General features: G+C 56.1%; 17 protein-coding genes. 13 read left to right on the forward strand and 4 right to left on the reverse strand.

Annotation, left to right across the window (positions count from 1 at the left end):
- Positions 1–20: 20 nt before the first annotated feature.
- The 7 genes from Fuma_RS26715 to Fuma_RS26745 all read left to right on the forward strand — a co-directional run bounded on the left by Fuma_RS26715 (position 21) and on the right by Fuma_RS26745 (position 8,579).
- Complete coding sequence (locus Fuma_RS26715) at positions 21–1,346, forward strand: acetylxylan esterase (RefSeq protein ID WP_077026811.1); 1,326 nt, start codon at positions 21–23, stop codon at positions 1,344–1,346.
- A gap of 214 nt (positions 1,347–1,560) precedes the next feature.
- Complete coding sequence (locus tag Fuma_RS26720; RefSeq protein ID WP_077026812.1) at positions 1,561–2,547, forward strand: DUF1559 domain-containing protein; 987 nt, start codon at positions 1,561–1,563, stop codon at positions 2,545–2,547.
- Positions 2,548–2,640: 93 nt separating this feature from the next.
- A complete protein-coding gene (locus Fuma_RS26725; RefSeq protein ID WP_077026813.1) occupies positions 2,641–3,069 on the forward strand; it encodes a DUF6958 family protein in 429 nt (142 codons plus the stop codon).
- A 154-nt stretch (positions 3,070–3,223) separates the two neighbouring features.
- Positions 3,224–3,799, forward strand: a complete 576-nt coding sequence (locus Fuma_RS26730; protein ID WP_077026814.1) for an RNA polymerase sigma factor — start codon at positions 3,224–3,226, stop codon at positions 3,797–3,799.
- Between the two features lie 65 nt (positions 3,800–3,864).
- Positions 3,865–6,021: a protein kinase domain-containing protein gene (locus Fuma_RS26735; protein ID WP_077026815.1), complete on the forward strand. Its 2,157-nt coding sequence runs from the start codon at positions 3,865–3,867 to the stop codon at positions 6,019–6,021.
- 4 nt (positions 6,022–6,025) lie between these two features.
- Positions 6,026–7,297, forward strand: coding sequence for a hypothetical protein (locus Fuma_RS26740; RefSeq protein ID WP_145944394.1), 1,272 nt, complete (start codon positions 6,026–6,028; stop codon positions 7,295–7,297).
- A 412-nt stretch (positions 7,298–7,709) separates the two neighbouring features.
- Entirely contained in the window at positions 7,710–8,579 is an 870-nt protein-coding gene (locus Fuma_RS26745; protein ID WP_145944395.1) for a leucine-rich repeat domain-containing protein, read from the forward strand.
- Between the two features lie 72 nt (positions 8,580–8,651).
- Here Fuma_RS26745 and Fuma_RS26750 read toward each other — a convergent pair whose 3' ends face one another.
- Positions 8,652–10,640: an Hsp70 family protein gene (locus Fuma_RS26750; RefSeq protein WP_077026818.1), complete on the reverse strand. Its 1,989-nt coding sequence runs from the start codon at positions 10,638–10,640 to the stop codon at positions 8,652–8,654.
- Positions 10,641–10,856: 216 nt separating this feature from the next.
- Here Fuma_RS26750 and Fuma_RS26755 point away from each other — a divergent pair, with 216 nt between their 5' ends.
- From Fuma_RS26755 to Fuma_RS26770, 4 genes are all read left to right on the forward strand, one after another.
- On the forward strand, positions 10,857–11,963 hold the full coding sequence (locus Fuma_RS26755; RefSeq protein ID WP_145944396.1) for a hypothetical protein: 1,107 nt from the start codon (positions 10,857–10,859) through the stop codon (positions 11,961–11,963).
- Positions 11,964–12,262: 299 nt separating this feature from the next.
- Positions 12,263–13,339 carry a sugar kinase gene (locus Fuma_RS26760; RefSeq protein WP_077026820.1) on the forward strand — a complete coding sequence of 359 codons (1,077 nt, stop codon included), beginning with the start codon at positions 12,263–12,265 and terminating at the stop codon, positions 13,337–13,339.
- A 136-nt stretch (positions 13,340–13,475) separates the two neighbouring features.
- Positions 13,476–14,945 carry a decarboxylating NADP(+)-dependent phosphogluconate dehydrogenase gene (gnd, locus tag Fuma_RS26765; protein WP_077026821.1) on the forward strand — a complete coding sequence of 490 codons (1,470 nt, stop codon included), beginning with the start codon at positions 13,476–13,478 and terminating at the stop codon, positions 14,943–14,945.
- A gap of 5 nt (positions 14,946–14,950) precedes the next feature.
- The gene (locus Fuma_RS26770) at positions 14,951–15,835 is read left to right on the forward strand and encodes an ADP-ribosylglycohydrolase family protein (protein ID WP_077028573.1); all 885 of its coding nucleotides are present in this window, start codon (positions 14,951–14,953) and stop codon (positions 15,833–15,835) included.
- Between the two features lie 37 nt (positions 15,836–15,872).
- Here the strand turns inward: Fuma_RS26770 and Fuma_RS26775 are convergent, their stop codons facing one another.
- Positions 15,873–16,775, reverse strand: a complete 903-nt coding sequence (locus tag Fuma_RS26775) for an aldo/keto reductase (RefSeq protein WP_077026822.1) — start codon at positions 16,773–16,775, stop codon at positions 15,873–15,875.
- A 13-nt stretch (positions 16,776–16,788) separates the two neighbouring features.
- Complete coding sequence (locus Fuma_RS26780) at positions 16,789–17,832, reverse strand: Gfo/Idh/MocA family protein (RefSeq protein ID WP_158521151.1); 1,044 nt, start codon at positions 17,830–17,832, stop codon at positions 16,789–16,791.
- Positions 17,833–18,158: 326 nt separating this feature from the next.
- Between Fuma_RS26780 and Fuma_RS26785 the strand changes: the two genes are divergently transcribed.
- Positions 18,159–19,484 carry a hypothetical protein gene (locus Fuma_RS26785; protein ID WP_145944397.1) on the forward strand — a complete coding sequence of 442 codons (1,326 nt, stop codon included), beginning with the start codon at positions 18,159–18,161 and terminating at the stop codon, positions 19,482–19,484.
- 183 nt (positions 19,485–19,667) lie between these two features.
- Here the strand turns inward: Fuma_RS26785 and mutS are convergent, their stop codons facing one another.
- Entirely contained in the window at positions 19,668–22,334 is a 2,667-nt protein-coding gene (mutS, locus tag Fuma_RS26790) for a DNA mismatch repair protein MutS (RefSeq protein ID WP_077026825.1), read from the reverse strand.
- Positions 22,335–22,810: 476 nt separating this feature from the next.
- Here mutS and Fuma_RS26795 point away from each other — a divergent pair, with 476 nt between their 5' ends.
- Complete coding sequence (locus tag Fuma_RS26795; RefSeq protein WP_077026826.1) at positions 22,811–24,988, forward strand: hypothetical protein; 2,178 nt, start codon at positions 22,811–22,813, stop codon at positions 24,986–24,988.
- Positions 24,989–25,104 lie beyond the last annotated feature (116 nt).

A 25,104-nucleotide genomic window follows, 5' to 3' on the forward strand; every position in this document is an offset into this window, starting at 1 on the left:
TTGTACGGAAAGTTCTGTTGATGCGACGTTTGATGTTCTGTTCTACATGTGCCGTGTTGTTTTTCCTGGCGGGGTTACCTGCTTATGCGGCTTCGTATTCTGTTCAGGTTACTGCAGATCGCGATGACGCACTCTACGACGTCGGGGAAGAAGCGACGTTTTCGATTCGTGTGATGAACGGTGATAAGGAAGTTCACGAAGGCACCGTTAGTTATGTTGTCGACGATTTTCTGAACAGCGGCAAGTCGGCGGGGTTGCCGCAAGGCAGTTTGGCGCTGAGCAAGGAGCCCACAGTTGTGCGTGTCAAAGGCCGCAAGCCCGAGTTTCTGCGGTGTCAGGTTACGTTTACTCCGGCCGAAGGCAAACCTGTGAAGGCCGTCGCCGGGATTGGTTTTTCTCCGGAGAAGATCGGCCTGAGTTTGCCTGTGCCGGATGACTTCGATGAATTCTGGGACGCTCAAAAACGTGAACTGGCCAAGGTTCCCGTCGATCCGAAGTTGACCGCCGTTGAGTATGACGACGCGTCAATTCAGTGCTTTGACGTGCAGGTCCCATGCCTTGGAGGGGCTCCGGTTTCTGGTTACTTTGGCAAACCAAAGAATGCCGAAGCGAAGAGTCTGCCTGCAATTCTGTGGGTGCATGGAGCAGGCGTGCGCAGTTCGTCTCTGGGCAACGCGATCAAAGGAGCGCGGGCGGGCATGCTTTCGATGGACATGAACGCTCATGGCCTTCCCAACGGCAAACCAGCACAGTTTTATGCTGATCAGAATGCCGGGCCGTTGAACAATTATCGACACGCAGGTCGCGAAAGCCGCGACACGATTTACTTTCGCGGCATGTATCTGCGTTTGGTGCGAGCCATTGATTTTTTGACTCAGCAACCGGAATGGGACGGCAAACACGTCGTTGTTATTGGCCACAGTCAGGGCGGCGGACAGTCGTTGGCAGCTGGCGGTATTGACAGTCGGGTCACCTTGATCGCGCCGGGCGTGCCCGCGATCTGCGATCATTCCGGCAACGCGGCTGGGCGAGTCAACGGTTGGCCGAAGCTGGTTCCCAATGGTGATGATGGAAAGCCAGATCCGCAGATTCTGCAGGCGGCTCGCTATGTCGACGCCGTCAACTTCGCAGCTCGCTGCAAGGCCGACGCGATCATGAGTGTTGGTTTCATCGATGTAACGTGTCCTCCATCAAGTTGCTACGCGGCGTACAACGCGCTGCAGGGCGAAAAGTCGGTCCTCAATCGACCGGCAATGGGCCACGCTGCTCCGGCTGATATTCAAAAGGCGTTCTTCGACCGCGTTCTGGAGCACGTGGGGCTGCAGAAGGCTGCTGCGGCGAAGTGAGACGAGCGGTGTTGAGATTTTCCGAGCGCGCTGCAGGTCCTTTTTAGCAACTTGCAGCTTCGCTTTGGAAAATTCGGTTTTTCATGTCCGCATTCTGCGGTGCCCCGCCACATGCAGTGCAGAGGCATGCTGCAAATCACTTGCGTGGAACTGTTTCCTCGGAAGATTTTGCCTGCTGCCAGATCGACTCGCCGCTGTCTGCAAAGGGCAAATAATGAACAGGACACACGTTTCACAACCTCCCGCCGCAAAGAGGTCAGGCTTTACACTGATTGAGCTACTGGTGGTGATTGCGATCATCGGAATTCTGGTTGCACTGCTGCTTCCCGCCGTCCAAATGGCAAGAGAGGCGGCTCGCAGGACCCAGTGTGCCAACAATCTGAAGCAGTTAAGTCTGGCGGCGATCAGCCATGAAGGCACTCACGGTTGGTTTCCGACGGGTGGTTGGAGCAAGCGTTGGATCGGTCTTCCCGGTCGCGGTTACGGTCCGAATCAGCCGGGCGGGTGGGCCTTCAATATTCTACCGTTTGTCGAACAGGCCGCGCTGCGGCAGGTGGGCGGCGACGACAGAACGAACGCAGATCATCGCACCGGCAATGCGTTGAGGCTGATGACGCCGCTGCCAGTGTTCCATTGTCCGACTCGTCGCGGGGCTTCGATCTACACAAATGCCCGCAACTTTTTGTATTCAGATCCGACCGCAGAAGTTGCTCGAAACGATTACGCGTTTAACGGTGGGCACCGACGAGTGCTGTACGGGAATGGTCCGGACGATCTGGAAGCTGCGAAGAGGTTTGCGTGGCCGGATTCCTCAGAAATGTCGGGCATCAGCTTTCAGCGCAGCCGAATTCGATACCGAGATATCACGGACGGCACCTCTAACACATATATGATGGGCGAAAAGCATCTTCGTCGTGATCACTATCTGACCGGCGACGATCAGGGCGACAACGAGTCTGTCTACAGTGGTGATGACCGCGATCTGATTCGGTTTACCGGTTCTGAACGAGACATTTCGTTTCGGCCACGCCCGGACAGTGTCGCGACAACTCAGGAAGGTTTCGTTTACGGAAGTTCGCACCCCGGTGGATTCCAGGTGGCGCTGTGCGATGGTTCGGCTCGCATTATGGCGTTCGACATCGACCAGTCGGTGCACAGCCGGTTGGGAAATCGCCATGACGGCAAGCCCGTGAAATTCTGAGCGGCGACCTCTTAGAATACGCCCATTGGTTAACCGCGTGCCGATCAGCCCGCAGTTAAGCGATCCTTTTCAAAGTCTGGGGAGAGTCATGCTATGATCAAACCACCGGTCCGGTTGGCCCTGCAAACTGTGCTTACTGCAATTATCACAATCGCTATGCTCATGGGGTGTGGTGATTCTGTGACTGAAGCTGTCGATGAAGTTGTCCGCTGCCGTAGCCTTCCGGGCGACCGCACTGCGAAAAATGTCGACGCGTGGAAGTACGACGCGATCCACGATGCGATGCAGCTTATCGATCCTGGCGTTGACGGGTTGACGATAGCTCAATTAACGAAGCGCCTCGCACAAACGCCTAAGGCGAACTTGAAAGCAGAGATCATGGACTTTGAACAGGTTGCCGAATACGTGCTTCTGGAAATGGAGGTGCGTGGAGAACTGGTGCGGATGACGAATTCGACCGAGGAATCGGAAACCGTTCGGTTCACCAAAGCACCAGTCCCCGAATTGGCGGAGGGGGAATGAAAAACAGACTCTTGCAAACAGAACGCCCCACAAAACGTGCGTAGCTGCGACCCTTTGGAACGTTTGTCGATCACGCAGGTTTTGTGGGGTGTTCCACGTCATGGATGCGGTATGATCTGTCCAGGCAGCGAACTGACCTCCGGCAGAATTCCAGATGACCGAAGAACTCACCAACGAAAGCTTTGCGGCGTTTCGCGACACGCTGCGAGACGGATCGGAAGATGCGTTTCGACGTGTGGTCGAGCAATTTGGGCCCTACGTTATGCGGACGATTCGCCGGCGTCTGGATGATCGAATGCGTTCGCGACTGGATTCGAACGATTTTGCTCAGGCGGTCTGGATGACAGTATTCGAGCATCGCGATCGTTTGGAGGATCTTGATTCGCAGGAACGTTTGATCGCCTTTCTGGTCACGATTGCTCAACGAAAAGTTCGTGGTGAGTTTCGTCGCAATGTTCAGGCTGAAAAACAAAACGTGAATCGCGAAACGCGGGCCGGTCGTGAAAGTTTTGTGCTGGCTCTGCCTGATCGCAATCAGGAACGCGCCAGCCAGATCTTGATTGCGGCCGAACAATGGGAACGCATGACGGCGGACGAACCGGAAAGATATCGTCGGATTCTGGAGTTGCGCCGTGATGGAGCCACAGTCGACGAAATTGCTTTGGCGACGGACGTGAATGAAAGAACAGTACGCCGAGTTATTCAACGCATCGCTGAAAAGCTGGAGTGAGAACGACAGGCCGCAGTTGCCGCTGTGAGGCAGCGGCATGTGGCTGACACAATCAGATTTTTCGTATGGAACTGCTTTCCACAATCAGCGTTCAGACATTGCAGCAGCAGCGTGATCATGCGCAGAGACTAAAGCTGCAGTGGCGGGACGGTGAGGTCCCGGACGCTCGGGCGGCGATTGAGGAGATCGGTGGCAGCACTGTTCATAAGTCTGTTGCCATCGAATTGGCCTACGAAGAATTTTGTCAGCGGAAGGCTGCGGGGGAAGACATTCAACCGTCCAGGTTCGCGGAACGATTTCCCGCACTGCAACACTCACTGCAACGGCAGATCGGAATTCACCAATTCCTTTCGCAACGCGGGATATCCGAAGCAGAACCCCTTCCGGACTGGCCGGAAGCGGGGGATGAAGTCGCCGGGTTTTTGCTCAAAGAAGAACTCGGGCGTGGCGCATTTGGGCGAGTGTTTCTGGCGCACGAACTAAAGCTGCGTGAACGCACAGTCGTCGTGAAGGTGGCTCGCCAGGGGTTGCGAGAAGCCCAACTACTGGCTCAGGTTTCGCACCCCGGCATCGTTCCGATTTACTCGGCCGAAACTGATGCCGAGTGGGGGCTGACAACTATCTGCATGCCGTTCAACAGTCGAGCCACGCTGCTGGATGTGCTGGAGCTGACCAGCACTCTCGCGTCGGGACAGCTTGACGGCCAGGTGATTCAGCGAGCTGTTGTTGAGCGAAACTGCAGCGACGATCCGCTCACGCTGCTGCCTCACGGGGCGGAAGTCGTCGACGGTGAGACCTTTGCGCAAGCGGTGATTCACTTCGCACGGTTGCTTGCCGATTCGCTGGGTTTCGCTCATTCGAAAGGCGTGCAGCATCGCGACCTGAAGCCGTCCAACATTCTGGTCAATTCGGCTGGCCAGCCACTGCTTATTGACTTCAATCTTTCGACAGAACCAGCGTCTGAAGACTGCGTCGGCGGCACGTTGCCATATATGTCGCCGGAACAGTTAATGGCAGTTCTGGCAACCGGAACGAACAGTGGTTTCGAATTCCCTTTGATCGATCCTCGTTCCGATATCTATTCTTTGGGAGTCTGTTTGTATGAGCTATGGAATGGCCACCATCCGCTCGGCGAGATTCCTCATGAACTGAACCAGATGGAACTGGCCGACTATCTCCTGGAACGTCAGGCGATTGGTCCTGCCATTGGTCGACAGCCAGCGGATGAACGTGAAGCCGCTCTGCAGGCACTAATTCATTGCTGTCTGTCGTGGTACGCTGATGAACGGCCGGAATCTGCTGACGAATTGTTAACGGCGTTGGAAGCAGTTGATCAAGTCGACGTCACCGTAGACCAGCCGGAGAGTGTCTGGTCGCGATCGTGGGTTGCCGCTCTGGCTGGCGTGCTTGTCGCCGTTGCCGCGGCCATGTTGTGGGTAGGATTGCGGCCGCGCGTCGATGTGCCAGCTGCGCGCGACTTCAAGGCGGAGGCGAGGCATTTGATTTCCAATGGTGAGTTCGCTCGAGCGGCGGACGTGCTGGACGAAGCGATTCGAATTCGAGGCGACGACGAATACCTGTTGACGCTTCGTGGCCGAACGAGTCTTGAGTTGGCTCGTTATTCAGCGGCATTTGATGATTTTCAGGAGGCCTATCGAATTTCGCCATCGACGAGTTCAGCAACCTTTGCAGCGTTCTGTGCTGCCAGTCAGGGGAAATTCGCGGGAGCTGTCGACTGGTACCTGATTGCCGTTGAGGACCGTCCCGGTTCGTTTTCGATCCGCAATAATCTCGGTTACGCGCTACTAAAGACTTCCCGCTACACGGAAGCTGTCAAACAGCTGGATGCCGCCATCAAGCTTGACCCGGATCATCAGGCACCGCGGGTCAGTCGAGCGATCGCACACGACCGGATTTCCGAAATTACAAGGGCACCGATTAGTACGGACGTAGCGGAAGATCTGTCAGCTGTGCCGTATCTGTATGGAAATGCTCCCGGCACTCAACTGACGCTCGCCCGCATTTGCGCGAAATTCGAACCGGCACACCATCGGCTTCGCGGATGCCTTGTCGAGGCTATGCTCCAGGGCGCAGATCCGAAAACGATTAAGCAGGATCCTGCGTTCAATCGTTTCCACGGCGCAGCGTGGTTTGAAAAAGTACTGTCATACAAGCTATCGACGGTAAACTACGACGAACGACGGCTCGTAAACCCCTGGTGAAAATATGCTCGCACGAATGGAATTGAGAATGATGCTGGTGTGGGTCACGCTCTTTCTGAGTCGCGTCCATGCCGAAACTTTACCGATGGATGAACAGCTGTTGGCTGGCTGGGAAGAAGAGCGTTTGCAGGACTTCAGTTCGGCCTTGCGTGAGCTTTCATCGCATCCGGAGAACCAAAACTACGACACCCTGTGTTTAGAACGTAAAGTGGTTGGGAAGTTCTCAGGTACCAGGGAGGAACGTTACTATCGCATCTGTGTTCTGGTGCGGCATGCAGATGGTGTCACCTGGATCAGATATCTCAAGGAATTTAATCGGCTTAATGGTGGCCTAGTCAATGAGCAGAAAGAGTGGATCGTCGATGGCGACAAAATCCTCCAGGTTGGTCGCGCCGGCAGTACCACGACGGCGAGATTTCAAAGCAGGGTACAAGGGGACCTCAGAAATCAACTCGACTCACTGATGAGGCACACGATTCAGCCACACAAAATCCACGGTCTTCGTTGGTCGATGCAACGCCCCGACGTTCGTTACAAAGTTGACCACAATGGAGTGCCTCGCGTTCTAATCGGTATGAGGAGACGGCGGTTGCGGCCCGGTGAGACGTCTGAGATGCCTCCGACTCCTGGCGGAGATATTCGGGTGTTGTTTTCTAAGGAATCACCGCAACTGCCCACGTTTTTTAGGCGGTTTATTGTTCTCGGTGAAGACGACCCCTATGAAAACAGCCTTGGAGCCCAACTCTTCTACGACCGGTCACCGGGGAAGCCGATTTTTCTCAACCGAGTCGTCGAGCGTGCAGTGATCGAAGAAGGAAAATTTGGAACGATCAGTTCCGATACGCGCTTTGAACGAGTGAATTTCGATTCGCAGATCCCTCGCATCAAGATCGCGGAAAAAATGCACACGTGGCAGCACGAAATAGATCGCAAGTGGACGAAGGTCGCTGTTGAAGACGTTCCCAGGGAGTTCATCGACCGGGTAGAAATTGTGAGCGACTATGAATCCGGTGTGAGATACGGTGAGTTTCCCGAGGAATTCAAACGCATTCGAGACCGCTTGGAATCGCTTCCTGTTTCACCAGTGGAAGAACTACCGATTCCCGATGCTGATTTGGTTGAAGCTGAGCCGCTGCATCAGATGGCTATACAACCACGCAGGCAGGATGGGGTGCACCAGCGGTTTCTGTTTCTGGCCTGCGGAATCGGCCTGCTTGTCGCAGGTGTCGCATTGTTGGTGGTATTCGCGACGACTCGGCTTACGCCACAGTCGTGATCGGGCGCCACACACTCGGGATTCATTGCAGATGGCAACGGCCTGAAAATTGGCTTCCGGGCGGTGCCCGTTTACTGGGGGGCTTTGGTTTGCCAACCAAAATCAGAAACATCAAAGATTGTGTGTCCATATTTCAACCATCTTCGCCACAGGTGTAGATATCTACAATTAACGCCCACACGTTCACGCGGAGAAACCGATGTCCTCAACCGCTTCCAAATGCTCATCATGCGGAGCTGAGCTCCGCGCTGGGATGCTCCGGTGCCGGGAATGTGGGCGGCCGCGAAACGGAGGAGGGCAATACGGAAGCCCGCGAAATGGGAGGTCGCAATCGGCAGATGACCAACAGCGGTCGACTTTGCTATCGACAACGTCGCAGTTGGCAAGCAAGTCTGGGGCAGCAGTTCAGCCAATGCCTGCGAAACCCAAGCCACACACTCGCCCAGCCAACGAGCGGCGGCGGCGTAAGGCAATGTCGAACGGTTCCAATGCGACGGCGTCAGTCGCAAAGTCCGCCCTCGTCTCTAAACCATCGGCCAAACCGGCCCCGCGTCGACCGGCCAGCCAGCCCCTGTATCGACGGAAGATGTTGGTGGCTTCATTGGTTCTCCTCACCATTGCAGCCGTCATTGTCATCGCGATGTCCTTCCGAAGTTCTGAAATCGCGCCGGTTGAGATCGCTGACGAAACATTGCCGCTGACACCTGATCGAGCGGCTGCAATTTGGGTGGTCGAAAATTATGGCGTCGTCACGGTGGAGCTGGAATCCGGCGACACAGCAAAGTTTGTGGCGCGAGAGCACCTTCCGGACGAACCATTCTTCGTGACGAGTATCAATCTCTGGTATCAGCCCATCGACGGCGACGAACTGGGGTTTCTCGGCCACCTGTCTCGGCTTCGTCAGTTGGATCTGTCGAGAACCGGCGTCTCTGACAACCACATGCCACTGATCGCTCAAGCCCAAAATCTGGAAAAACTCAAGTTACGCGGCGGAGCGATCACCGCAGCCGGACTGCGGCATTTGCCCCTATACGAGCACATGAACAGCTTTACTGCATCCGCCAATAAGGCATTCGATGATGAGAGCCTGTTAGTGATCATCGAGAAGATGCCCAATCTTCGCACGCTGCTTTTTGCGGGGGCACCGGTAACCGACGAAGGTTTTCTGAAACTGGCCTCCATGACGTCTCTGCGTGATCTGAGAATTCAAAATACAAAAATCAGCGACGAAGCCGTTGCAGAATTACAGAAACAACTACCGAAGTGCAAAGTCCGGCAGTGATCACAAGTCCGCCACAGGTGTGACCGAACTGATATCGCCAAAGTTAAAGTTGATGTCGGTTGTGCGGCGTGACTACTCGACGATATCCCAAAATTCGTCGCCCGGTTTTTTCTCTTCACGACGCGGACGTTTCTTACTGGCTGTCTTTTGCGGTGATTTCTTCCGTGCGGTTGTGCTGCCGCCGTGTGTGGCTGGACGGCGTTTTCGCTTTTTGCGTTTGGCAGGCCGAGCGACCGCACCGCACGCTGAACAGCGTCCGGCAGAATTCATCGAGGAACCACACTTGTTGCAGAGTCGGATCGGCTGGTCGAAATCGTCTTCCGATGTGCGGCTGCTTAAGTCGGCCAGTTCCATCAGCTTTTCGCTGACAACAGCCCACTCTTCCGACAGCGAACGTTCGTCCGGATTCTTTGATGGTGCCGGTTGCATCCGCTTTGGTTGCGCTTTCGGTTGAGCCCGCGGCGTTTTCATTTTCGCTGGTGCCAGCTTCGGTGGAGCGGGTTCGGGGGGAAGAGCGATCTTGGCGTCGTCGACTTCCTGCTGCATCTGAGCACTCATGTTTTCGCGCCGGATGAATTCTACTTCTGCTGATTTACCGCTCTTCAATTCGCGTGCGGATACGTGAACGCGAGCCTGGCTGTCGTAGCTGATGGTGACTTCCACTTCGCTGCCTTCCGGTAGGTCTGGCGGTAAGTCGGAAATCAGGCAATCGCCCAGGACCGTATGAGGCTTTCCGGGGCCGGCTCCGCTTTCCGCGATTCGCACATGCACTTTGGTTTGGCGATCAACCACCGTGCCGAACACGCGCGTACGTGAAGCAGGCAGAGTGGTGTTGGGCGGTATCAGATAGTGAGGCACTCGCTTGCCGGAATCGGTGTCGCGGATCAATATTCCAAGACCACGCGCGTTGACACTGTGCTGCTTCAGTTTTGCCAGACGCGTTGATGCTTCAGTGTTAAAAACCGTTCGCGTGTATTGCTGGTTGGAAAGCAGCATGCCGGCGTAGTACGCGGCACCGTGAGCAATCGACTGATCCGGCGACAGTGACGAATTTAGAGTTCGGCCGCTTAGTTTTTTGAGGCTCTCACGGACCATTGGCATTCTTGACGAACCGCCGGTCAGGAGAACAACATCGATATGAGCCCATCCGAAGCCATTGTCGGCCAGGATGCGACGGGTGATGGCTTCGCTGCGCGTTACCAACCGTCGACTGAACTGTACGAATTCATCCTGTTCAATCTGATAGGTGCGTCGCTGGCCGCCATCCTGCACCGTCACGGCGGCTCGGGGCCTCACGGAAAGGCTGCGTTTGGCTTGTTCAGCTTCCAGTGCCAGAAACTGGTGGCTGGTCGGGTCCTTGCGAGGATCTTCTTTGAAGTCGTCGAGGAATCGTTCGGCAGCGATGTCGACGAGAACTTGAGTCCAGTCGAGGCCGCCGAGTTCCAGGTCGCCGTCGGATGCCACAACTCGCACTTCGTCGCTGGAGTACCTCACGATGGCCAGGTCCAGTGTGCCGCCGCCCAAATCGTAAACGAGTACCTCTTGATCGATTGCCAGTTCTGTAAACGCAAGACCTTCATTGCCCAGAACATGGCACAACGCTGCAGCGACTGGTTCGTTGATGATCTCCACTTTTTCCAGACCCGCCGCATGTCCTGCTCGAATCGTGGCGTGTCGTTGAGCATCGCTAAACTGAGCGGGGACCGTGACCACGGCTTCGTTAATTTCGCCGATCTGTTCCTGGGCGGCCGAGATCAGCTTTCGCAGAATTAATCCGGAAATGTGTTCGGGCGAATAATCCTGGCCCCCGATCGTCCAGAATTTCCCGGGGTTGCCCATGTGTCGCTTAGCGTTCTGGACGACTCGGTCCGGCTGAGCGATCGCGTTCCTCAGGGCTTCGGTGCCGACCACCGCTTCGTCGCCGTCGAAGAAAACGGCGGACGGAGTAGACAGTTCGCCTTCCTGATTCGGTATAGTGACCGGATGCCCGTGTTCGTTCAGCCACGCAATGCAGGAATAAGTTGTTCCAAGGTCGATGCCGACCGCCTGCGTTTGCTTCATCACTTGCTTTCACGGTTGCCGAGGTGGTGTACCACGACATGATATCAACGGACGTATACAACAACTACGAGAAATCGGCTGACGTTTCCGCTGTAAAATGATTCCGGGTCCGTAAAGAGACCAACTTTTTGAGGGCAGATGTGCATGCCGCGGCTGTTTTGGCTTCTTTTCATCGTTGGGGGACTCACCGTTCAATTGCAGGCGCAGTCTAGCAGCGTGCGTGCTAATGCCGATGACAGTCTGGATGCGCCCACACAAGCGGTCGCTGGTGAACCGCTACGGCAGGCTCTGGCGCAGCGTCGGGCGCTCTACGCTTCCGGCCAGACACTGCGTGCTGCTGTGACTGAACTGCAATCGGCAACCGGCGTGGCCGTTGTGCTGGACCGAAGAATCGATCCCGGAACCGTGATTGAAGTGTCCACGGGGTTCGTGTCCGTGCGCGAAACAATCGTGGCGATTTCCGAAAGTGTCCCGAAGGCGGCGGCATCGATTGGCGACCGCTACGTTTTCGTCGGTCCGCCCGTTGCAGCTCGTCGGCTACGGACACTGACCGAAATCAAACGTGAGGCTGTGGAGCAAGTTCGACGTTCGATGGACGCCGCGAAGTATCGGACACTGGTTGCGACGCGCGCTGCATCGTGGAGTGATTTGGCTCAGCCCCGCCAGCTGATAATTGATGCGGCGTCAGACGCGGGTTTGCAGGTCGACAATCCTGACGTCGTTCCTCACGATCTGTGGGCGGCCGCTCAGCTGCCGGATCTCAACTTCGCCGACTTCGCCACACTGGTTCTCAATCAGTTTGACTTCACGTTTGAACTGAACAGCGACGGCATCGTAACCATCGTTCCGGTTCCCGATCAGGTTGTGGTCGAAAAACAGCATCGAGTCCGATCACGCGAAAAGCAGGACGTCGCAAAGCGATGGCGAGCCGCCTTTCCCGACCTGGACGTGTCGTGGAAAGGAGCCATGGCAACTGTCACGGCACGCGTCGAAACTCATGAACGGCTGGAGCAATTGATTCGCGGCGACGCCCCCGTGATGGTTCAGGCGGCCGGTATTCGCGATCGCTCGTTCACAATGACTGTCCCGGATGGCACGCCTGTCGGAACTGTGATCAATTCTTTGCAAGGGCAGGGCATCGCGATTCGGATCGAAGGCCGATCTGGCGAAAAGCTGGCCTCGGTGCTTCAGCAAACGATGCAACTGAAGGTGGACCGAATGCCGGCCGCGGAATTCTTCAAACTGGCGTTCGGGGGCCTGGGCGCCACGGTAGACATTCGGCAGGACGAGGTCGTCCTGCGGTTTTCGGAAGACGGCCAATAGATAAGCGGCAATTTGGCGATCTGGGCAAGGCGATGCCGTCCTTGGGAGTACGTGTGCCGTCTGGTTTCTGAATTCGGGAATGCGGCCGCTCGTTCGGCCCATTTGCTGAGTCAAAACCTGCCATTGGCGTCGCGGAAACGGCCGTGGTCTGTTTGTTGAACGATCCGGCGGGAAGTTGCATGGGTGGTTTTGAAATCATCAGAGGGCGACCATAGGATGCGTGGTTGGAATGAAGCCGCCAGGCACCGTCGATACGGGGCAGCTGCGGCAACACATGAAAAGTTGACCAAGGACCAATAATGCTCGACATCAAACCTGCCGGTAGTGGACTCGATTTTCTTTCTCTGGGAGCCATGGTAAATCGTCTGGATCCAGGCCGCGTACCGTTCCGGAAAGCGACTCAGCTTGCGATTCACGTTAGTGGCGGCGAGTTCAACTGTTCGGCCAACCTGTCCGATTGCTTCCAGCTGAATACTGGTGTTGTCACGGCGATGGTCGACAATCCGCTGGGCGATCTGATTAACGAACGCGTGCGAGCGATGGGCGTGACGCCATTTTACAAACGCTTCGAACACGACGGCGTTCGAGGCCCGAACATGGCCACCGTTTACAGCGACCAGGGCGCTGGTGTGCGAGCTCCCGTGGTGTTCTACAACCGCAGCAACGAAGCAGCCGGCATGCTGAAGGCAGGCGACTTCGATTGGGATAAGATCTTTGCCGGTGGAGTACGCTGGTTCCACAGTGGCGGCATCTTTGCGGCTCTGTCGCCGACAACTCCGGAAGTGATCGTCGAAGGCATGAAAGCGGCCAAGAAGGCCGGAGCCATCACGTCGTTTGACCTGAACTATCGAGCCAAACTGTGGGCCATTAGCGGTGGTCTGGACAAGGCTCAGGAAACTCTGCGAGGCATCGTCGAGCACTGTGACGTGCTGGTCGGCAACGAAGAAGACCTTCAGAAGGGACTTGGCCTGGAAGGTCAGGACGTTGAAAAATCCGGCAAGCTGGATCCGTCTGCCTTCTTCGGCATGATGGAAGGCGTCGCCAAAGATCTGCCAAATGTGAAAGCCGTCGCGACAACTCTGCGAGAAGTCGTCAACACCAACCGCCACAACTGGAGCGCTGTGCTGTGGATGGACGGCAAGACTTACCAGGCACCGGAAACGGAACTGAATGTGGTCGACCGAGTTGGCGGTGGCGACGGTTTTGCTTCCGGTCTGATCTACGGATTGCTGGGCGGCAAAGATCCTCAAACGGCATTGAATCTCGGTTGGGCTCACGGAGCTCTGCTGACGACTTATCCTGGCGACACCACGATGGCCAGCATTCCGGAAGTGGAAGCGTTCGCCAGTGGCGGCAGTGCTCGAATTCAACGCTGATCTGTATTCAGCGACCGGCACGAACGCGGGCTGTTCCGGCGATTGCAGATTATCAGCCGGAGCAGCGTCGCTTCGCTTTTCGATCCCGCTTTCAAAAACTTAAAACACTCACAAACCGAACTTCGAAACGAACAAAATGGCAAAGCACGACATCGGCCTGATTGGCCTGGCTGTGATGGGACAGAACCTGGTCATGAACATGGCCAACAAGGGGTTTAATGTCTCCGTCTATAACCGCACCACAGAAAAGATGACGGACTTCGTCAACGGACTAGGCGACCGTCCTGAAGGCGTGGTTGAAGAAGGCACGGCAGACCGCATTCACGGCTATGAAAAGCTGGAAGACTTTGTCAACAGTCTGGAATCGCCACGCCGCATTATGATTATGGTGCAGGCCGGGCGAGGCACCGATGCCGTGATCGAATCACTTAAGCCGCTGCTGGACAAAGGCGACATCATCATCGATGGCGGCAACGCCGACTTTGTCGACACCAATCGTCGCGACAAGGAACTGCGAGAAGCAGGCCTGCGGTTTATTGGCACCGGTGTTTCCGGCGGCGAAGAGGGTGCCTTGAAAGGCCCCAGCATTATGCCGGGTGGTCATCCGGAAGCGTGGCCGTTTGTGAAAGACATTCTGCAGAAGATCAGCGCCAAGGTCGGTGAAAACAACGACATCCCCTGTTGCGACTGGGTGGGCGAAGCCGGCGCTGGCCACTATGTGAAGATGGTTCACAACGGCATCGAATACGGCGACATGCAGTTGATCTGCGAGGCCTATTACATTCTGAAGCACGGTCTGGGTCTGACAAACGACGAACTGTACAAGGTCTTCAAGGAATGGAACGAAGGCGATCTGGACAGCTACCTGATCGAAATCACGCGAGACATCTTTACGGTCAGTGACAAAGAAACCGACAACGACCTTGTCGACATGATTTTGGATACGGCTGGCCAAAAGGGCACGGGCCGCTGGATGTGTCAGCACGCTCTGGAACTTGGTGTGCCCACAACTCTGGTGACTGAAGCCGTCTATGCTCGCTGTTTGTCGGCGCAGAAGGACGAACGCGTCCGAGCCGAAGCTGTGCTGTCGGGGCCGGAAATCAAGTTTGAAGGCGACAAGCAGCAGTTTATTGACGACGTGCGACAGGCGTTGTACGCGTCCAAGTTGGTCAGCTACGCTCAGGGCTACGTGCAGTTGAACGCGGCCGCCAAAGAGTTTGGCTGGAAGCTAAACAACGGCCCGATTGCGTTGCTATGGCGTGGCGGCTGTATTATTCGCTCCGTCTTCCTGCAGGATATCAAGAACGCGTTCGACAAGAACCCGGATCTGGAAAATCTGCTTCTGGACGACTTCTTCAAGGACGCCATCAACAACGCTCAGCCATCATGGCGTCGAGTTGTCTCGGCTGCCGTTCAGTTTGGTCTTCCAGTCCCCGCGTTCAGCGCTGCGTTGACCTACTTCGACGGATATCGTCGAGCCACTCTACCCGCCAACCTGCTGCAGGCTCAGCGAGACTATTTCGGAGCTCACACGTACGAGCGTACCGACAAGCCGCGTGGCGAGAAGTTTCATACCGACTGGATTCGTGAGCGGAAACTGACGTGATTTCAATGGATGCGGAACGGCGTCAGCGCAATCGACTCGCTCGCCTAAGCCTCACCGGATTGTCAATCGGCGACGCTTTTGGTCAGCAGTTCTTTTCGCAGCCGGAGCTTCTGGCGACGCGGGAGTTGCCGCCGTATCCGTGGACAATCACGGACGATACCGTGATGGGTGTCAGCGTTGTTGAGACCCTTGAGCTGCACGAGCGTATCGTGCCAGATGTGCTGGCAGAAAAGTTTGCAACTCGCTATCACGAATATCCGTGGCGAGGTTACGGCGGCACGGCTCACGGAATCTTGCGAAGGATCTACGAAGGTGTCGCGTGGGAAGTAGCCGCTGCTGAAGTCTTCGACGGGCAGGGTTCGATGGGAAACGGCGGTGCGATGCGCGCTGGTCCGATTGGTGCCTACTTTGTCGGCAACTTGGATGCCTGTGTCGAAAATGCCAGGCTGTCGGCTGCTGTAACCCACGCACATCCTGACGGACAGGCCGGAGCCATCGCGGTTGCTGTGGCTGCTTCAACGGCAGCCGATGAAGAGGCACGGAGCGCTCCACGATCAATCATTGAAGCAGCAGAAGCTCATTTGCCCGATGGGCCGACGCGTTGTGGAATTCAGGAAGCGCTGGAGACTCCGTTGGAATTCGATGTTCGAACGGTCGCCCGCAAGCTGGGCAACGGAGGCCGGGTAATCTCATCGGATACAGTTCCGTTCTGCCTCTGGGCCGCAGCCAAGTGCCTGCATTCTTTTGAAGAGGCGATGTGGACGACGGTGTCTGCCATGGGTGACCGAGATACCACCTGCGCAATCGTTGGGTCAATAGTTGCTGTGGCACTTGGCTGGGATGGTGTTCCGTCGCTGTGGCTCGATCATCGGGAACCGTTGAACTGTTAGCAATGCGATCAAACGGTTCAACGTGAAGACGACCACGCTACAAGGTCTGGCTGATATCCGTGAAAACGTCGTTCACATGAATTGCCTCCAATGCCTGATCAATGTGGGCTTTAGTTCTTGCTCCGACCAGCACCGACGCAATATTTGGTTGATGTAAAACCCAGGATAACGCGAGTTGTATGTGTGTTTGTCCGGTGCGTTCGGCCAGTTCGTCTAACTGCTCCAAAACCTGGTAGCCGTGGTCGGTGAAGTAAATATTCTGGTGTCCGGGGATGACGTCAAATCTTGTGCCGGGCGGGACTGGCTGATTGGGGCGATACTTGCCTGTCAGAAAGCCGGCAGCGAGCGGGCTGTAACTGATGACTCCGACATTCTCGGCCTCGCACAACGGCAGCAGGTCCGTTTCGATGTCTCGCTGGACCAAATTGTAAGGCGGTTGTACGGACGTCATGCGACTGAAATGTTTCTGGTCACTCATCGCTAACGCTGCCGTAAGCTGAGTCGCAGAATAGTTGCTGCACCCGACGTAGCGCACTTTGCCCTCGTCAACCACTGACGTCAACGCTTCCAAAGTCTCTTCCAGTGGAGTCTCTTCGTCCCAAACGTGTAGCTGCAGCAAGTCGATCCGTTCTGTCTGTAAGCGTCTGAGGCTTTTGTCGACGGACGAGCGAACGTGCTCTCGGGTCAGCCGCCCGTTCACTTTTGTGGCCAGCACGACATTGCCTCGCATGCGGCGGCTGGTCAGCCAATCGCCGACGACAGTCTCTGACGCACCTCCGCCGTAGGCCTCGGCCGTGTCGAACAGGGTGATGCCGTTTTCAATAGCGTGGTCCATGATCAGCATTGCCTGTGCTGCGTCGATCTCACGACCAAACGTTACGCAGCCAAGTCCAAGCCGACTCACAACCAATTCCGAATGGCCCAGCTTTTGATATTCCATTTCAGCGATAACCTTACAAGGGCACGGGAACGGCGTTTGTCTGCGTGGCTGTTCCGCTTTCGGCAGCCGCATATATCCCAAACACAACTCGCAACGCATTCAGTGAATCCTGAGTGGAAATCGGCGGAGTAGTTTCTTTTGCGATGGCAGAAATCGCTCGAGCAACAAACGGGGAATAGCCGCGTGGATCGGTCGGCTCATCAAACGTTTGCACCTGCTTTGCCTTTGGGCCTTCGGTTTCGTACCACGTCATTTTGGGTGAGCCAATCGAGTCCAGATTGATCCACCCTTTGGAGCCCCAGATACGGATCTGTGTGTGATAGCTGGTGTCGCGGTAATAGCCCGAATTCAGCGTGCCCAGAGTTCCATTGCTGAACCGAAGAGTGGCGACTGCGGAATCTTCTGTGTTAATCGGCTGACCGCCCACGTTGCCGATCGCCCCGGTTGTTTGAGTGATCGCGGTGCCGGTGAGATGCATGGCAAGGTCCAGCCAATGGATGCCCAGCCAGATAAGGTGTCCGCCACCAGCTCGGGTTTTGTCGGCGTACCATGTCTTATGATAGGCGGGGCGGGTGAGTCGCGTTTGGTCGGCGACGATGTGCATGTCGATGCTCAGGATCTTCCCGATCCGGCCCTTCCGAATCATTCGCCGCGCGGCGATCGTTTCCGGGTTAGAACGATTCGCCAACGCCAGCATTAGATGCAGGTGCTTGGAATCGGCGATTTGAGCCAGGCGTTCGAATTGATTCAGCGACACGCAGGCGGGCTTTTCTGAAAACACATGTGCGCCGGATTCCAGGCAGGCTTCAATCACCGGCGGAGCGTGTTTGGCTTCCATCGATACCATGCACAGTTTGGGGGTTTCCACTGCCAGCAGTTTCGCATGGTCTGTGTAGGTCTTCGTCAGTTTGTCGCCGAGCACCTTCTTTGCATCGTCGACCCAGCGGCCGCTCGGATCCGCCAACACCACTTCGTCGCAGTCTGAGGCGGCGGCGAGTGCGCCCAGATAGGCGCCCATGTGAGCACCTTCAGCGTGAGTCAGGAACGCCACTTTCATGGATTCGACTTTCATTGATTGTCAGGAAGTAACGGTTGTATCGGTTCATTCAATCAGTTTTCGACCTAAGCCACGCAGCCGTGTAAAGCGACGCATCGTGGCTTCCGCAGGCTTGTCCCGATCAGCCTGATCTTTCTGGAAGCGACGGACAGACGCATTGTTCCGATTGTCCAACGGCAAATGGCCTTGTTGAATGCTGATTGCACGGGTGACGATAACCTATTCGAGCGGACTTTTGGATTGGTCTGCTGGTACCAACTGCAATGGATCGTGGATTGGTGCCATATCTTCGTGTAAATCTGTTGAAAAGCTGTGAAGGACCTGCGATGGATCGCTGCCTTGTAACGGGATTGCTGTTGTCAATGCTGACAATGACTGGCTGCAGTTCGCCCAGGACTTTTGTTGCGGACTGCCCGTATCAAAACGGCTCCTTCGCCGCGCACGCAAACTCCGATTCTTATCACCAGTACGCTGCGACGCAACGGCCCGGCACTGGTACGACGGCAGGTGATGTGCCAACTCTGCCGCCCGTCGAGCCGACGATAACGCTGGTCGCCAGCGAGGACTCGGCGAAGGAAACCTGCGAGCCGCTCATTAAGGCCGCACCGGTTCCTCCAGCTAACTTGCCGCCAAAGTCAGCGGATTGCACCAACAACGCAGGCACCCCGCCGGCGTCTAAGGCTCCACGTTGTAAGGATCCCGGCTGCACGGATTCCGGCTGCACGGGCGAAGGCTGCGGCGGTTGCACGGGCGAAGCGGATTACCGACGGCGACGCAGCAATCTGGATGGCGGATTTGTTCGAGGTAAGAAGAACATTCTGCTGGACGGCGCGGGCTGGGTTGCCGGCATTCCTTCCAAGCTGCTGTTGTGGAACACCAAAGTCGACAGCCACAGCGTGTCGCCGGAAACGGAACAACAGCTGCGTCAATATCTGGCATCTCGCGGGCTGCACGACGTGAAGGTTCGCGTCAATCAATATGACCCGGTGGGTGAATGGAAACGATTGATTGCGAACAAAGAAATCCACGCAGGCTGGCGGTACACGGTTGGCGCATTCGCTGTATCGAAATACACACTGTTGCCGGGGCGTTTGTTTGGCAACGACGAATACAACCCGTTCACGAACAGTATCAGTCTGTTTTCCGATCAGCCGTCCATCGCACTCCGCGAGGGGGCTCACGCCAGCCAGGCCATCAACGCTCCGTATCGCGGACTGTATTCGGCTTCGATGTATCTCCCGGCAAGTCCTCTGTGGGTCGACACCACCGCAACTCGCGAAGTACTGGCGTATGCACGCGAGACGAATCAGCAACCGCTGGAACGAGAGACGTATCTCGTGCTGTTTCCGTCGTACGGCGCTCGAATTGGTCAGAGCATGACTTTGTTCATCGATGCAGGGCAGGGGGCGATGAGTCAAGCGGGATTCGCAATGGTTGGGCACGCGGTCGGCCGAACCATGGCATACCGAGTTTCCGAAACGCCGATGCAGATGGTGAAGTCCGTCTACGGTATTGTGAAGCGACCGCAGGAAGACGACACCGCTCCTCAGGAAACCGCAGAAGTCCAGAACCCGCTTCCCGACGGCGACGACTATCACCTGTCGTTCGTTCCAATCGAAGTGGGGTACGGTTCGTCGGATGAGAAGATTTGAGGCAACGCAACGATTGTCATGCCGCCGGCACTTCTTCATCGAGACACTGTTTCACCCGCGTTACAGCGTATTACGCTGACTTGTGGCCGCGGAACAAGCGTTTCGTACTATGAATGCTGTTTGCCACGAGCCCGAACCGTCCACGACAAAAGGTAAACTGCTCTAGTGATCCGAAACTGACGCTTACCGATCCGCCAGTTCCTGTCGCATGCGATGCAGTTCGTCGAGGGCTTGTTTCGGTGTCATGTCGTCGAAGTTGAGGTTGCGGATTTCGTCCAGCAACGGATCTTCCGGGAACGTGAAGAGGCTCAATTGCTTTTGCCGTTGCCTGCTGGATTCTCGTTGAGGTACTTTTGGCTTGCCGTCTTCGTTGACGTTTTGGGTCTCCAGCATGTCCAGAATTTTGGCCGCTCGTTCGGTCACGCTGCGCGGAACACCGGCCAGTTTTGCTACGTGAATTCCGTAACTGCGGCCAGCCGCCCCTTCGATCACTCGATGCAGAAAGATGACGTCGTCGTTGTTTTCCTGAACGGCCACATGCCAGTTGGATGCATGTTTGAGTGTTGCGGTGAGGTCGGTGAGTTCGTGGTAGTGAGTCGCAAACATCGTGCGGCACTGGATTTCATCGTGCAGGTTTTCGGTGATGCTCCATGCCAATGAAATCCCATCATAAGTACTGGTACCTCGGCCAATTTCATCCAGGATGACGAGGCTGCGGTTGGAAGCGCTGTTCAGGATTCGAGCCGTCTCCGTCATTTCCACCATGAATGTACTTTGGCCTTTGCCGAGTTCGTCGCTGGCTCCCACGCGCGCGAAGACTCGATCTGCGATTCCGATTTTTGCGGCGGCAGCGGGGACAAACGAACCCATTTGAGCCATCACCGTCAGCAGAGCAGCCTGGCGGATGTACGTGCTTTTGCCCGCCATGTTGGGGCCGGTGATGATTTGCACTCGGCCTGCGGCGTCCGGGGACGCGGGTTTCGGGTTTTGGGTTTCAGGTTTCAGGGAGTGAGCGCCATCCACGCCAAGCCGCACGTCGTTCGGCACGAACTCTCCCGCAGACATCAACCGATCCAACACCGGGTGTCGGCCTTCGCGGATATCCAGTACAGGGTCTTCCGTTACTTCCGGGCGACAATATCCCGCCGCCGCAGCCAGCGTGCCCAGTCCTACGAACACATCGATCTCAGCCAAAGTTTCTGCCGTCAACAGCAGGCGAGCCACATGCTCGGCGACGCCTTCTTTCAGCTTTGAAAAGATCTCCTGTTCCAGAGCTTTGCTTTGATCTTCAGCACGCAGAACTTTGTCTTCGTACTCTTTGAGTTCAGGCGTTATGTAGCGTTCCTGATTCTTCAACGTCTGTTTGCGAATGTAGTCATCCGGCACTTTGCTGAGGTGAACGGCGGTGACTTCCAGGTAATATCCGAAGACCTTGTTGAACCCAATTTTCAGGCTCGGGATGCCCGTGCGTTCGCTTTCCTTCGCCTGATACGATGCGATCCATTGCTTGCCGCCTTTCGCAAGGTCGCGAAGTTCGTCCAGAGTTGCGTTATAGCCGGGCCGGACGACTCCACCATCCGCCGCCGTCACCGGAGGTTCGTCCACCAGCACGTCACTAATTGCCTGCCGCACATCCGGACACAAATCAATGCGCTGTTCCAGTGTTTGTAATCGCTTCGCTTTCCGCGACGCCAACTTGGCTTTGACTCGAGGAAGCTGTTCCAGCGTCTGAGCCAGGCAGCTTAGATCGCGCGGGCTGCAGCGCCCCGTGGCGACTCGGGAGGTCAGTCGTTGAAGGTCGTACATGCCTTTCAGCAATTCGCGCAGGTCGTCTCGCAGCGAAAGATCCTGCACCATCTCTTCGACGGCGTCATGACGTTCGCTGATTTGCTGTGCATCCGTTAGCGGGCTGGACAACCAATCGGCCAGCAACCGAGCTCCCATTGGTGTCGATGTTTCGTCGATGACGCCCAGCAGGCTCTGTTCGCGTCGTCCGTCGCGCATGGTGTGAGTGAGTTCGAGGCTGCGGCGAGTCGCTTCGTCGATGATCATGTGCCGATTGCGGCGATAGCTTTCCAGCCGAGTAATATGCCCCAACGCCGACTTCTGCGTGTCGTTGATGTATTCCAGCAGGGCGCCGGCAGCTGTGACGGCAGGCGAATTTTCGTCGACATCAAATCCTTCGAGTGTTTTTGTGCCGAAGTGTTCGTGCAGCCGTCGTCGCGATTCGTCTTTGGAAAAGCAGTACCCCGGTCGACCAGTCAGGACGGGCCCGCCAAGATCTTTTCGCGCGACTGGCAGGTCACCATCACCGGTGGAATCTTCAGGCACCAGACACTCAGCCGGCCGGATACGAGCTAATTCGTCCTGCAGTAGAGCCGGTTCAATATCTGACACCAGAAAGCGGCCGGTGGAAAGTTCGAGCCACGCCAGCCCGATACTGGTTTTGGACGGAGCAACGCACGCGATGAAGTTGCTTTCGCGCGGGTCCAGTAGTTGGTCGTCGGTGAGCGTACCCGGCGTGATCACGCGAGTCACTTCGCGGCGGACCAGTCCCTTCGCGGTCTTGGGGTCTTCGACCTGGTCGCAGATCGCCGCTCGAAACCCGTTTTGAATCAGCTTCTGCAAGTAGTTGTCGAGCTGGTGATACGGGAACCCCGCCATGGGGACCGGGTTATCAGAATTCTTATCGCGACTGGTCAGTGTTAGCCCGAGAATGCGTGCGGCGTTTTGGGCGTCCTGATAAAACAGTTCGTAGAAATCGCCCATGCGAAATAACAAAATCGCGCCAGGGTTTTCGCCCTTCACCTCGTGATAGCGTTCCATCATCGGTGAAAGTTTGGCAGCCATATTACGATTCGGTCCGAGGTTGAGCAGAACGGGAAAAGGAATTTGAAGCAACGATCCCGCATACTAACGCAGCGAATATGACCGCGCACAACGTGGCGAATATTCTCCCGGATTTGTCGCGATTTTCCGCTTTCCAATGATTCCTTACCTCAGAGGCCCGCGTAACGAACGCCAGTAGCAAGCATGCGCCAGTTGCGAATGTACATTGCCAGCTTCACGTTCCCGTGCACCCATTGGGGTAAATGCCATCGTCACGCGGTCGGGGTCGGCCACCGCGCCGCGCGTCACGAATCCGATCTGTTCCAGCATGAACGCCAATAGCGTAAGCAAAGACTTGTTCAGCTCATCGGCGGTCGCAGCCCTCCCCGAATCTCGCTGCGGAGGCCTATTCAGATTGTGTTATTGATCAGACTCGGATATGAAAAACCTTATGCGACGGCATTCTCCCGGTGTCAGGTTTTTCAGGCGTGACTGCGATGGCACAACTTCTTGCTGCTGCGATTCGAGCCCTACCACTGCTTGCTGTGGCAGCGGTCGTTGGCATCGTGTTGTTTGGTAGTTCGACTGTCGATCGACGGGCCGAATCGATTGCCGAATTCCTCGATCGCGATGCGGACGGTCGTGTCATAGCCGCCGCTTTTGCAGACGTCTGCCCCGAGGCCGAAATTTTGCGCGGACTCCCCTCGTTGAAAAGGCTGCAGTTGCACGACATAGCACTGGAGGCTGACACGCTGCAACAGCTGGCGACGATGGAAGAACTTGCCTCAGTGTCGCTGGATGGTTGCACCTTTCAGGATGGTGAACTGCTGTTGCTGAATGAACTGTCCGGTCTCCAATACCTCAACCTGAGCCGCACGTCGGTGCGTTCGGCCGATTTTCACAAGCTGAAGCTTCCCGGTTTGATGACATTCAAGCTGAATGACTGCGATTGGGTCGACAACAGTACGTTGCGATCTCTGAAGGCGTTTTCCGCACTGCAGTCACTGGAACTCAATGGTGCAGCGATTACGGATGACGGGATAAAGCATCTTGTCGATCTGCGCGAACTGAATTGGTTAATGCTTCACGATTGTGAGCTGCTCACTGACCAGACGCTTGAACACCTTGCAGAGTTTGAGTCGCTGTGGAACGTCCGGCTGCCAGGCACCAATCTCAGCCTTGCGGCTGCACACCGTCTGCGCCAGCATAATCCGTCCGTCCAGTTGCTGGCCAGGCTTAGTGAGTTCAATGAGCTTCAACCGTTTTTCCGACGTAGCTCGCAATTGGGCGGTACGCCCGTTGATGCGACGTATTTCGAAGGCCTGTCTTCACTGTCGCTTCACGATGAGGAAGGGCTTAACTATGGCCCCCTCTTACATGTTCCAGGGTTTGCCCGATTGCATCTTCTCGGAGCGGCCGTTGGTGATGACGCCATGCAGCGCGTGGCCGAAATCACTGCATTGACGTCGCTGGATGTCGCTGAGTCGGGAGTCACCGACCGTGGTGTCGAATTTCTGGCGTCCCTGAAGAATCTGGAATCGCTGAATCTCGCCGGAACGAAAATCACAGACAAGAGTATCGAGAAGCTGGCGGCGTTCTCCAATCTGCGCCGGCTGGATATTTCTCGCACGGCAGTCTCTGACGATGGGCTCGAACTGCTGCATCAACTGCCGGCGTTGCAGATCCTCAGTGCGCTCGGGCTTGACATGGGCGATAAGGGGCTGGAGCAGATTGCTTCGCTGCAATGCATGATGCCCGGCACGCACGTATCCGGGTTCGGTATTGCGTTGGACCTCTCTGCCTCACATGTCACAGCCAAAGGTCTGGCATTTCTAAAGGATGCGCCCATCACCTGGGCGAAGCTGAATAACCTTGCGGTGACGGATGGCGATCTTGCCGTCGTCGGCACGTGGCCAAGGCTGCAACATCTCGATCTGTCCGGAACTCAGGTTACCGGGGCGGGGTTGAACTTCGAATCCAATTCGGAACTCCGATCCCTTCTCTTGGCACAGACAAACGTGTCCGACGAAACGCTGCCCCTAATTCGCCTGCCGCCGTCGCTCAGCAATTTATCATTGTCGGGAACCACCGTCACTGGCGCGACGCTGCCGGAACTGAGTGGGGCAGGGCTGTATTGGCTGGATGTGTCAGGCACACCGCTGAATGCAGACGGCATCACCAATGCGTTTGAGCTGCGGACGTTAACTTTAATTCTGCCAGGCGTTCCGTTACACGCGAGGCAGTCATTAAACCTGAGCGGGCTCGCTGAAGGAGCTTCCATTTCGCTGGACGCAGACTCACCGATTCTCGACATCCTGACGGAAGAACCTTTGGCTCCAAAGCTGGGTTGGTTGACGCTGCATGAGGCGACGGCGAAACAGCTGGACGCGGTTCGCAAGATCTCAACCCTCACGTCGCTGCAGCTGATCGACGGTGCGTTTGGCAGTGACAGTTTTCTGAAGTTGTCAGGGCACCCGTCGCTCACCAACATTTCCTTACGCCACTGCCAACTCGCCCCGGAGGCCATACAAGAGCTTGGGATGGTCAGGAACCTGTCTTCGGTGACCATCGAGGCAGAATCGGACCAGGCTTTAACCGACGCATTCGACGAACTGCAAATCACCCGACCAGACATCCGAATAAACTTCGTGAACAACAGTTGGGCTGCTTGGTAGCCAAAAGGCTGTTGCGGAATTGCTGGATCACGAATCGTTGACCAATCACCGTTGGTTGGGACTGTTTGACCAGACTAAGAACCCCTAACCCAACTTCCCCAGCAGCGGCACAAAAT

Source organism: Fuerstiella marisgermanici (assembly GCF_001983935.1).
Taxonomy (GTDB): domain Bacteria; phylum Planctomycetota; class Planctomycetia; order Planctomycetales; family Planctomycetaceae; genus Fuerstiella; species Fuerstiella marisgermanici.